Source organism: Bacillus sp. 123MFChir2, from assembly GCF_000383235.1.
Lineage (GTDB): Bacteria > Bacillota > Bacilli > Bacillales > Bacillaceae_G > Bacillus_A.
Window position 1 is genome coordinate 1 of the sequence record NZ_KB910996.1, and the last position, 10,104, is coordinate 10,104.

Here is a 10,104-nt window from a genome sequence, read left to right on the forward strand (position 1 = left end):
TACCCTTTTAAGGTTAAAGAAAAACAGAAAGTTTAAGAAGACAAAAGATGCCTTAATTCACTCAGATCAAGGAGTTCACTATACACACCCAAGCTTCCAAAAGTTAGTAAAAAAACTAGGGCTACTTCAATCAATGTCAAGAAAGGGGAACTGTTGGGATAACGCTCCTCAAGAATCATTCTTTGGACATTTTAAAGACGAAGCCTTTATTAAATCATGTACAAGCCTAGCTGAACTAAAACATGAAATAAAGCAATATATGAAATATTACAATCACGACAGATGCCAATGGAATTTAAAAAAGATGAGCCCTATTCAATTCAGGGAGCATCTTCTTAAAACTGCCTAGGCTTTTTTTAAATGTCCTTTACAAAGGGTACAGATTAATTATAGGCATTACCCGAGTAGTAGACAAGTTAAAAAGTCTCTATTCGGGTTTTTTGTTATTTAGAACCTGTCTTTTTAAAACAAATAATTATTTCTGCATATAGTTATAGGGAGAACGGAGGGATAAAAGTGACGAGAATTGCGTATACAGAAAGTGATGTAGGTTTACTTGCTCGTCTTATGCGTGCAGAAGCAGAAGGAGAAGGACAACAAGGCATGATGGCAGTAGGAACAGTTGGGGTGAATCGTGTCATGTGTGATTGTTTAGACTTTAAGAAAATTACAAATATTTCGCAAATGGTGTATCAGCAACCAGGTGGATTTGAAGCAACGACGAAAGGGTATTTTTATCAAAGGGCAAGAGAGAGCGACAAAGAAATGGCAAGAAAATGTTTGAATTATGCTCGTATATGGCCAGGCGTATATTCTTTGTGGTTTTTCCGTCCAGTTGGTAACTGTCCTCCTACATGGTGGGACCAACCTTTTGCAGGGCAATACAAAAATCATTGTTTTTACGAGCCGACTGGAGACGAATGTCCGAAAGTATATAGCGGAAAGTAACGCAGGGAAAATATATCGGCGATCCGACATGGTATAAAGACCTCTCGGCAATATTTGATATATCAAAAAGGTACCCAAAAAACAAAATGAGGTGCCTTTTTGGTTAAGAGGACAATTAGTTCGTGAACAATGAGGCAAAATGGTTGTTAGAATATTTTCCCTTAGGAAATACATACTAAACAATAATATAGAACGTACGTAGAAAGGGAGGGAGTTTGTGGTTAAGTTTCTGAAACGGTTAAAAAGTAGGGGAAATCCTAAGTCGTTTTCAAGGAGCGACAATACTCATTTTCAGGAAAAAAATATAGAGGACTCCCTCTTAGATGCTGATTTATCTAAAAACATAGCTGAGCTTCAGGAGCTCTTTTGTCAAGCGCCTGATTTAGTGATTCGGCGGTTTCAAATGCCAGGAGATGGATTAGAAGCAGCCTTAGTGTATTTGTCTGGATTAACAGATAAACAATTGATTCAAAAACATGTTTTAACTCCATTGATGGACAGCGGTTATGATGTGAATAAGGAAATTCCCATTCCCTTAGGGCATATTGAAATGATTAATACGTGGAGCCGGATTGAAAATGCTATTTTGGGAGGGGATAGTGTTTTATTGATTCATGGACAAAGGACGGCGCATCAATTAGACACGAAAGGATGGCCGCAAAGAAATATTGAAGATACGCATAATGAAATATCTCTAAAAGGCGCCCATCAATCATTTGTAGAAACTGGAAGTCAAAATGTAGCGATGATTCGAAGATACATTCCTCACCGCGAATTTATGGTAAAAGAAATAATAATTGGTATGCGAAGTAAAACGAGAATTTCTATTTTATATTTGAAAGATGTGGCCTCTGAAGATGTGCTGAAAGAATTGGAAACACGGATTCAAGGTGTTACGGTCGACGCGATTGCTAGTAGCGGTGAACTTATCGAATTCATTGAAGATAATCCGTACTCACCGTTTCCGCAATTTATGTTAACTGAAAGGCCTGATGTGGCTGTATCTCACATTCTTCAGGGAAGATTTGTAGCTGTAGTGGATCATTCTCCAAATGTATTAATTGCTCCAACAAATTTTATATCCTTTTTTCAAGGAGTCGACGATTACGGGACACGCTGGCTAGTCGCTTCGTTTATTCGAATACTGCGGTTTATTGCTTTTATGATTGCTCTATTTTTGCCGGCGAGTTATGTTGCGTTTATTTCTTTTAACTTTGAAGTCATTCCTGTAGAACTTTATTTATCTATTGCCGAATCAAGAACGCGCGTGCCTTTTTCTCCGGTTATGGAAGCACTGCTGATGGAAATGACATTGGAAATGATGAGAGAAGGAGCATTGCGTTTGCCTACTCCAATCGGTCAGACAGTTGGAATTGTAGGCGGGATTATCATTGGACAGGCTGCTGTTCAAGCGGGAATTGTCAGCAACATTATGATTATTGTTGTTGCTGTTACGGCTATCGCTTCTTTTATTATTCCTAATTATGATATGGGGGCGGCAGTTAGGCTGTTACGTTTTCCAATGATGATATCGGCTGCTTTATTTGGGATTGTCGGAATTGTTATCGGGTGGATGACACTAGTTGCGCATCTCATCAGTCTTGAATCGCTAGGAACTCCTTATGGTACTCCGTTAGCACCGTTTCGCTTTGCAGATATGAAGGATGCCTTTATTCGCTTTCCTTTATGGACAATGAAAAATCGTCCTAAGGGTACGGGTGCTGTACAATCTATTCGACAAGGAAAAAACCATAATAAAAGGTGAAACTATGAAAAAGTATGCCTATAATGACATCACACTTCTCCAGTATATTTTTTTAATTAATGGAATGCAGGTCGCAACTGGCATTTTATCACTTCCGCGAGTTCTTGCTGAAAAAGCTGGAACAGATGGATGGATCGCAATACTTATCGGCTGGGCCTTCTCGACAATATCCGGTATTTTTATTGTGAAAACATCTGCAAGATATCCAGAGGACACGCTCTATGACATTCTTATACGATTGTTTGGAAAAATAATTGGGAAAGCGCTAGCTGTCATTTATATGATCTATTTTGCTTGTTATTCTTGCATCATTCTTGTGAATGCTTTGCTTTATCTTAAGGGATGGCTTCTTCCGAAAACACCTGACTATATCATTATCTTTTTGTTTTCCATTCCTACATTTCTTGTTGTGCGCAACGGACCTCGAATTCTAGGACGATACTGCGAACTTGGTTTTTATATGATGATTTGGGTTCCATTATTTTTTTTGATGCCGCTAAAAGAAGGAGGGAGTTGGCTACCGTTCTTTCCGCTCTTAAAAGAAGGATGGAAACCAGTATTAACGGCTGTACCGACTACTATTTTTACTTTTTTAGGGTTTGATATCGCATTCTTTTTATATCCTTTTTTACAAAAAAAACAGTATGCAGCCCATGGATTCGTTATTGCAAATACTTTGACGATGTTATTTTATTTATTTGCTACTCTTGTTTGTTTTTCCTATTTTAGTCCCGATAGCATTACAGAATTTAATCAGCCCGTACTAAATTTATTGAAAGTAATTGAATTTCGTTTTTTAGAACGTTTTGACATGATTTTATTAGCTGTTTACTTAATTGTGGTTTCTACAGCTTGGATGCCTTGCATATACTGCGCTGTATTTTGTTCTAGCCAATTACTAGGAAAACAAGACCATAGCTCTCACCTCGTTGTTCTACTGCTACTTATTATTGGCTTTATATTTTGGACTCATCCTAGTTGGAATCAATCCGAAACTTGGCAACAGGCAATATCAAATGCAGGATTAGGATTGACGTATATATCACCTATTATTTTATGGCTGTATAGCTGGGTATATGAGAAGTATCGCCAGGAGGGGATACATTGAAAAGAAAGGTATTATGTTGCATTTTGTTATTGGTGTTTATGATGACTGGTTGTTTTGATCAAACAAATGTTGAAGATGTTTCCTTGACTTTAATACTTGGTATAGATTTAGATCAAAATGATAATTTATTGGTGTACATATCAAGTCCTGTTTTTAATAAAGAAGCAAAGATAAAAGAAGAAAATACTGGTGTGAAATCTTTCACGGTTCGAAGTTCTAGGGATAAATTTGACGCCACAGTTATGGCGCTAACCTCGGGAAGTAAGACACAAGTTTTTTTAGTTGGAAAACGGCTAATGAAACAAAAAAATTGGGAAAAGTACCTTGATCCATTTTACCGAGATCCCAAGAACACAGTGACTACAAGAGTGATTGCTGTAGATGGACCTGTTTCGGATGTCATCTATTATAATCCAAAGGATAAGCCGCGGCTTCCTTTATATTTAACAAAACTAGTTGATACCGCCTATTTAAGAAATATCACCGTAAAGACATCTCTTCAAAAGTTGCATGAGCAAATAATAGACAAAGGGATAACAGCAAGTATTACGGAGATGAAAAAAAAGAATAAATTACGGCTGACAGGTACAGCGTTGTTAGATGAAAAAGGCAGATATAAATTAACGTTAAAATCTGATGAAAACAAATTGTTACGCATTTTACAGCACGAAACAAAAGGTGAGTTTCCATTTACAATTCCAATTAAGTTAAAATCGGATAACCATGATAAAGATTGGATAAGTTTTAGTTCTCAAAGTATGAAAGTAAAGACAAAGGTAAAGTATGATAATCATTTTATATTTAATATAGATGTAAAGATGAAAGTCAGTATTACAGAACGACTTTTTGCATTTAATACAAGAAAGAACGGAGCAAAATTACAAAAGGCGATTGAAACGAAGATGGAAGCTGATTTCAAGCAACTCGTAAAGAAAATACAAGCTGCTGAAATTGATCCGATTGGCCTTGGAATTTATGCAAGAACCTACACATACCCACAATGGAAAAAAGTTCAAAATGAATGGAATCAGGCATTGGCAAAGGGAGATGTGAATGTTAACGTCAGTGTGAAAATTGGTGGAATGGGAACGATTAAGTAACAAGCGTTTAGCTAGAAGACGAAATGAATTCAATTTACTTTTTCTTATATTTAAATAAAAAACGCTATTTTTCTTTTGGGAGAATAGCGTTTTTCTTTATGAATTTGAAATACTATAGAAATTATGAAGACTGGAAAGGACTTTCTGGAAAAGAATCAAAAACAAGTACATGCAAAATAGAGATACATATTGAGAGAAGCCCACACTTGAAAGGGCTTCTCTCATATGAAAGTGAATTATAGTGGCAATACTTCTTCTAGATGTGTATTCAGTTCAAATATAAATCTATCAATATCCGGATTTTTGATTACATCATAGCAAGCGAAGCTCTTTAATGGTTTCATACCGATAAATTCTTGTGTTCGGTGTAAATGGCTAAGTGCGTCCTCTAAACTCTTGCCTCCAAAGAATTGTGCTGGATTGTTAAATGCTTGTTCAGGAGCATTCCATGTAGTTGAAAACATATAATGCTTGTCAGTTAATAAGCCGCCTCTTCCATATTGCTCAGATCCTTTGAAAAATAATCCGTAAGCATACACTTCATCCATATATGTTTTTAGTAATCCTGGTACATTGAACCAATAGATAGGCGTTTGAAAGATGACGATATCAGCCCATAAAAACTTACTCTGTTCTTCCTCGATACTGTATCCGTTTTGAACGATCGTTGTTTGGACATTGTGATTTGTACGGAATACATTCACTATGTTATCTGTCAAAGTTTTATTTAGTATTCCTTCTGCTGATCTATAAGTTTGATGACCGTTTATAATCAGTATGTTTTTTACACTCATTTTTATAACCTCCTTATTTTGTAAATAGATTCAGGTGTTAATGATATTGTATGTATAGTTAGTTTCTTTTGGGAAGTAGTGATATTTTTTTCATATAGTTACCATAAAGATAGAATCGTGATAACATAAGGAAAATGAATCGAAAAAAATTTTAGGAGTGTGGTTCAATGAGTCACATGGAGCCAATCGAATTAACAAAAGGAACACCAGGACAGATTTGTCCCATTGCGAAAACACTTGATGTAATCGGGACAAAGTGGACGTTTTTAATTATTCGAGATCTTCTTATTGAAGGAACGATGCGATTTAGTGATTTGCAAAAATCAATGGACGGAATTAGCCCCAAAACGCTCTCGCTTCGTCTGAAGGAACTTGAAGCGCGAGGAATTGTGGAAAGAACGGTATATCCAGAAGTTCCTCCGCGCGTTGAATACACATTAACAGAGAAAGGGAAATGTTTAGAACATATTTTCATTGAATTAAAGCGGTTCGGATTAACGTTATAGTGTAAAAGAAACTAATCACAAATAAAAACGCTCAGAACAATATTATTCTGAGCGTTCATTGATTATTTTGGAAAGCATTCGTTTGTGCTCTTACTTCACTAGAATGATTAGGTAACAAAGCTTCCAAAACTTTTGGCAAAGGTACACCCATAATTTCACGATATTTATCAATAGGGGTTACTGTATCTAATAACTGTAGTGAACGTAAATGGTTAAACGTATCATCAAGCGATATTTCTAAGGAAAGATGGAGTTTCATTAAAAAGAATGTAAATAGCGATGCAACAGAGGATCTCTCTAAAACAAAAAGCCTGTTAAGTTAATTGTTTGTGGCCGTGATGAAAATGTAGATGTTAAAAATACGATGGAAGTTTATAAAAAAGAAATACGGAAAGAGCTGTTATCGGTATCTTATTTACCTGAAGCAAACCATTCCGTGTTGAAACCACAATATGTAAATTCAGAATTGGGTATGTTTGTGAAATCTACTTTTGATCCAAGAGAGTTATTTGACGATGAATATGTGAAAGTGGTTGGCGAGTTTGTCGATAAAATGAATAGATGCTGGGAATGCAAAATTTTTTTAGGAGTGCACCCTTTATGAAAAAAGAAACTTTCTGAAATGTAACTATGTGAATTAAATATCACTACTTCAAAAAGGAAAGTTATAGAATTACAATAACCTCAGCAAAACAAAACAAGAAAAACTGGGGGAATTGAACATGTTACACAATCAAAAAATTGTTATTATCGGTGGTAGTTCTGGAATTGGTTTAGAAACAGCGAGACTTGCACTTATGCATGGTAGCGAGGTTATCATTGCTAGTCGTTCTGAGGAAAAACTCCGAAGAGCAAAGGATCAGTTAGGAGGAAACGTAACAATTCATGTGCTTGATACAACGCAAGAACAACAAGTACAATCCTTTTTTAAACAAGTAGGTACAATCGATCACTTAGTTGTTACAGCAGCAGAAACATCTGGGGGATCTTTTATCGATACAGATACAGCCGTAGCACGTCAGCTATTCGAAAATAAATTTTGGGGACAATTTTATGCAGCGAAATATGGTGCCAAAAACATTGCTGATAATGGTTCCATCACATTATTTTCCGGAGTTGTCGCTTATAAATCTATGATTGGATCGGCAACACTTGGTGCAGTCAATGCCGCTGTTTCTAACCTTGGTCAAACGTTAGCGCTAGAACTAGCTCCAATTCGCGTAAATGTTGTCTCACCAGGAATTATTGATACACCGTCACGCAGCAAAATGGCAGAAGAAGCACGTAATAAATTTTATACTGACTTAGGGAACAAACTCCCTGCAGGGCGAGTAGGAAAAGCTGAAGATGTGGCCAAGGCTGTACTATATGCTATGCAGAATGAATTTGTTACAGGAACGGTTCTTCATGTTGAAGGTGGGCATGCTTTACTCTAATAGAATGAAAGACGCTATTCTTTTTGAGAGAATAGCGTTCTTCATGTTTCTATATAAAGTTTAGAGGATAAAAAGCCTTCACCTTACTCCATTTCTCCTCCCATTTCTTTGTACGTACACGTTCTTCATATATATTTGCATATTCTTTCGTTGTCTCATAATAAGGAGTCGGCCTTATTTCTAAGTTAATGACATCTTGCACGCCCCAAGGAGCAGCTAGTACAATCTCATCCTGTTCATTTAATTTCAAACCTAGTGCGGTTGCTGTTTCTGGAAATTTTGATATTGCGTCTACTGAAGAAGAAAAGGGCGGCATGTTGCTAATGATGTGCATCCTTGCTTCATTTTTTACAGACCAAGGTACATTTGGAAACATATGCAGCAGTTGTTGTTCGTATTTCTTTTCTTCGGATTCATCAATGTTTTTGGCATCAAAATAAACGACATCAATATCTGGAAAAGGTGTTCTTTCTTCAAACCCGTGTAGTGTGTCCCATATTTTTGAACGGACAAATCCAGCGCATACCCACCAGTCGGACAACTGTAATTGTTTAGCAGTTTGTAATATATCCATCATCCATTGATCTTCTTTTACTAATTGGATGATGTCTTGTTCGTTTGTTAGTTTCATCATATTTCTCCTTTTATATGTTGTAAGTGCTGCTTCTATTGGATAATTTATTTTTTTCTGAATTATATGATAACATAAAAGGAAAGGGGGATACAGAAAATGGAACATTTAAAAGTAGGAGATATACAAGTAACATGGCTGCGAGGAGGAAATACACATTTAGACGGCGGGGCAATGTTTGGCGTTGTACCGAAAGTACTTTGGTCACGCAAATATAGTCATAATGATAAAAATCAAATTTATTTACGAACAGATCCATTGCTGTTGCAAACGAAAGACGGAAATATCCTTATTGATTCAGGGATGGGCAACAACAAAATGGATGAGAAAATGAAGCGAAATCAAGGCGTGACAGAAGAGTCATCTGTGGAACAATCGCTTGCTCAGCTTGGACTAAAAGCAGAAGATATTCAGTATGTATGTATGACGCATCTTCATTTTGATCATGCCTCTGGTTTAACAAAATGGGAAGGTGAAAAGCTTGTTCCAACGTTTCCGAATGCAAAAATATATGTATCACAAACAGAATGGGATGAAATGAGAAATCCGAATATCCGTTCACGCAATACATATTGGAAAGAAAATTGGGAGCCGATTGTAGATCAAGTCCAAACATTTACAGAAGAAGTAAGTATTACAGATGAAGTGCGAATGGTTCATACAGGCGGTCATAGTGATGGACATGCTGTTGTCGTTGCACAAAGTAAAGATGAAACGTTGCTACATTTAGCAGATTTAATGCCAACGCATGCGCATCAAAATGTACTGTGGGTTATGGCGTATGATGATTATCCGATGACATCCATTGAAAATAAACAAAAGTGGATGGAATATGGGATAGAAAAGAAAGCGTGGTTTACGTTCTATCATGATGCTTATTACCGTGCGGTGAAGTGGGATGCAGAGGGGCATATGGTAGAAAAGTTAGAACGAAAAGAGATAGAAGTGACAAGCGAAGTATAAGGGAAGAGTGATAATTATTATAAACCTATATATATCCAAATTAAAAAACGACATAAAAACCTCTTTCTTTTTAGGGGAGGAGACGAGAGCATCTGGCCGTGCATAGAAGCGGTCAGGGCCACATGCAATGTTTTAAAACAAAGGGCGCAAGCGAGTACAGGTCTTGTTTTAGCTAGCTTTTTATTTACATGGTATGGCAAGGATTTGTATTCTCATACACAATTGTTGCTTAAAGATGGCGATACTTTTTTTCCCTTACAAATGAATGGTCGGGATTAATCGGATTGACTAAAGATGAATTATTAACAGCGCCGTGGATTATATTGGCACCGCTCGTAGCTTTTGCAATATCGATTTTTGTTTTAAATTTTATGATTCAAGGAATAAAAGAGCAGTATAATACAAGGTTTATGCCTATCTCACAGAAAAAACAAGATTCAGCAGTTGAAGAAAAGAAAACAGTGATGCCTGTGGATAAATTTCGATTTGCGAATACGAAGCCATTGTACAAAGGAAAAGATAGTTCGTATGAATAAAAGTATCGGTCTATGTAAAATGTACCCTATAGAGTAGACACTAAAAAAAGTCTCTCTCTGTAGAGGCCACTGAAAAAGTCTTCATAGAAAAAACGAAAGCTTCCTCGATGAAATCGAGGAAGCTTTCGTTTTTTTCATGTATAATAGTTGTAATAATTCTAGGTGGTGTCTCGGATGATTTCAAAACAACAATCTCTTAACCTTAGCCCATTCATGGCGATTTACGATATCGTCATACCAAAAGATAATATGCTCCGTCAATTTAATGAAATGGTAGATTTTTCTTTTGTTTTAGAGGAACTGAAAAGTAAATATTG

12 protein-coding genes and 2 pseudogenes are annotated in these 10,104 nt (G+C 36.4%); 11 read left to right on the forward strand and 3 right to left on the reverse strand.

Annotated features, from left to right (window positions below; translation table 11 throughout):
• The 5 genes from H280_RS0121875 to H280_RS0121895 all read left to right on the forward strand — a co-directional run.
• A partial coding sequence (locus H280_RS0121875) for an IS3 family transposase (protein WP_020063217.1) occupies window positions 1-349 on the forward strand: 349 nt, incomplete at its 5' end.
• Between the two features lie 218 nt (window positions 350-567).
• Window positions 568-948 carry a cell wall hydrolase gene (locus H280_RS0121880; RefSeq protein WP_051094800.1) on the forward strand — a complete coding sequence of 127 codons (381 nt, stop codon included), beginning with the start codon at window positions 568-570 and terminating at the stop codon, window positions 946-948.
• A 217-nt stretch (window positions 949-1,165) separates the two neighbouring features.
• Complete coding sequence (locus H280_RS0121885) at window positions 1,166-2,713, forward strand: spore germination protein (RefSeq protein WP_020063243.1); 1,548 nt, start codon at window positions 1,166-1,168, stop codon at window positions 2,711-2,713.
• Window positions 2,714-2,717: 4 nt separating this feature from the next.
• Window positions 2,718-3,821, forward strand: coding sequence for a GerAB/ArcD/ProY family transporter (locus H280_RS0121890; protein WP_020063244.1), 1,104 nt, complete (start codon window positions 2,718-2,720; stop codon window positions 3,819-3,821).
• The gene (locus H280_RS0121895) at window positions 3,818-4,921 is read left to right on the forward strand and encodes a Ger(x)C family spore germination protein (RefSeq protein WP_020063245.1); all 1,104 of its coding nucleotides are present in this window, start codon (window positions 3,818-3,820) and stop codon (window positions 4,919-4,921) included. Before H280_RS0121890 ends, H280_RS0121895 begins: the two co-directional genes overlap by 4 nt.
• A gap of 236 nt (window positions 4,922-5,157) precedes the next feature.
• Here H280_RS0121895 and H280_RS0121905 read toward each other — a convergent pair whose 3' ends face one another.
• Window positions 5,158-5,715, reverse strand: a complete 558-nt coding sequence (locus H280_RS0121905) for an NAD(P)H-dependent oxidoreductase (RefSeq protein ID WP_020063247.1) — start codon at window positions 5,713-5,715, stop codon at window positions 5,158-5,160.
• 167 nt (window positions 5,716-5,882) lie between these two features.
• Between H280_RS0121905 and H280_RS0121910 the strand changes: the two genes are divergently transcribed.
• On the forward strand, window positions 5,883-6,221 hold the full coding sequence (locus tag H280_RS0121910) for a winged helix-turn-helix transcriptional regulator (protein WP_020063248.1): 339 nt from the start codon (window positions 5,883-5,885) through the stop codon (window positions 6,219-6,221).
• 70 nt (window positions 6,222-6,291) lie between these two features.
• On the opposite strand, the pseudogene H280_RS24510 reads toward H280_RS0121910, so the two are convergent.
• A pseudogene (locus H280_RS24510) lies at window positions 6,292-6,480 on the reverse strand (nucleosidase); the annotation flags it as partial.
• Between the two features lie 105 nt (window positions 6,481-6,585).
• Here H280_RS24510 and H280_RS24515 point away from each other — a divergent pair.
• Window positions 6,586-6,825 carry a hypothetical protein gene (locus tag H280_RS24515; RefSeq protein ID WP_020063250.1) on the forward strand — a complete coding sequence of 80 codons (240 nt, stop codon included), beginning with the start codon at window positions 6,586-6,588 and terminating at the stop codon, window positions 6,823-6,825.
• Between the two features lie 118 nt (window positions 6,826-6,943).
• Window positions 6,944-7,657 carry an SDR family oxidoreductase gene (locus H280_RS0121925; protein ID WP_020063251.1) on the forward strand — a complete coding sequence of 238 codons (714 nt, stop codon included), beginning with the start codon at window positions 6,944-6,946 and terminating at the stop codon, window positions 7,655-7,657.
• 49 nt (window positions 7,658-7,706) lie between these two features.
• Here H280_RS0121925 and H280_RS0121930 read toward each other — a convergent pair whose 3' ends face one another.
• The gene (locus H280_RS0121930; protein ID WP_020063252.1) at window positions 7,707-8,288 is read right to left on the reverse strand and encodes a nucleotidyltransferase family protein; all 582 of its coding nucleotides are present in this window, start codon (window positions 8,286-8,288) and stop codon (window positions 7,707-7,709) included.
• Between the two features lie 99 nt (window positions 8,289-8,387).
• On the opposite strand from H280_RS0121930, the gene H280_RS0121935 reads away from it, so the two are divergent.
• The 3 genes and pseudogenes from H280_RS0121935 to H280_RS25950 form a co-directional block, all read left to right on the forward strand.
• Window positions 8,388-9,251, forward strand: a complete 864-nt coding sequence (locus tag H280_RS0121935) for a YtnP family quorum-quenching lactonase (RefSeq protein ID WP_020063253.1) — start codon at window positions 8,388-8,390, stop codon at window positions 9,249-9,251.
• Window positions 9,252-9,535: 284 nt separating this feature from the next.
• Window positions 9,536-9,787 (forward strand): hypothetical protein, encoded by a 252-nt coding sequence (locus H280_RS0121940; protein WP_020063254.1) that lies wholly within the window; start codon window positions 9,536-9,538, stop codon window positions 9,785-9,787.
• A gap of 174 nt (window positions 9,788-9,961) precedes the next feature.
• Window positions 9,962-10,104, forward strand: a pseudogene (locus tag H280_RS25950) (IS5/IS1182 family transposase); the annotation flags it as partial.

Excerpts from the sequence above, each read along its gene's own strand:
- H280_RS0121880 (WP_051094800.1), top strand. The coding sequence starts at position 568 with ATGCGTGCAGAAGCAGAAGGAGAAGGACAACAAGGCATGATGGCAGTA.
- H280_RS0121890 (WP_020063244.1), top strand. The coding sequence starts at position 2,718 with ATGAAAAAGTATGCCTATAATGACATCACACTTCTCCAGTATATTTTT.
- H280_RS0121905 (WP_020063247.1), bottom strand. The coding sequence starts at position 5,715 with ATGAGTGTAAAAAACATACTGATTATAAACGGTCATCAAACTTATAGA.
- H280_RS0121910 (WP_020063248.1), top strand. The coding sequence starts at position 5,883 with ATGAGTCACATGGAGCCAATCGAATTAACAAAAGGAACACCAGGACAG.
- H280_RS24515 (WP_020063250.1), top strand. The coding sequence starts at position 6,586 with ATGGAAGTTTATAAAAAAGAAATACGGAAAGAGCTGTTATCGGTATCT.
- H280_RS0121925 (WP_020063251.1), top strand. The coding sequence starts at position 6,944 with ATGTTACACAATCAAAAAATTGTTATTATCGGTGGTAGTTCTGGAATT.
- H280_RS0121930 (WP_020063252.1), bottom strand. The coding sequence starts at position 8,288 with ATGAAACTAACAAACGAACAAGACATCATCCAATTAGTAAAAGAAGAT.
- H280_RS0121935 (WP_020063253.1), top strand. The coding sequence starts at position 8,388 with ATGGAACATTTAAAAGTAGGAGATATACAAGTAACATGGCTGCGAGGA.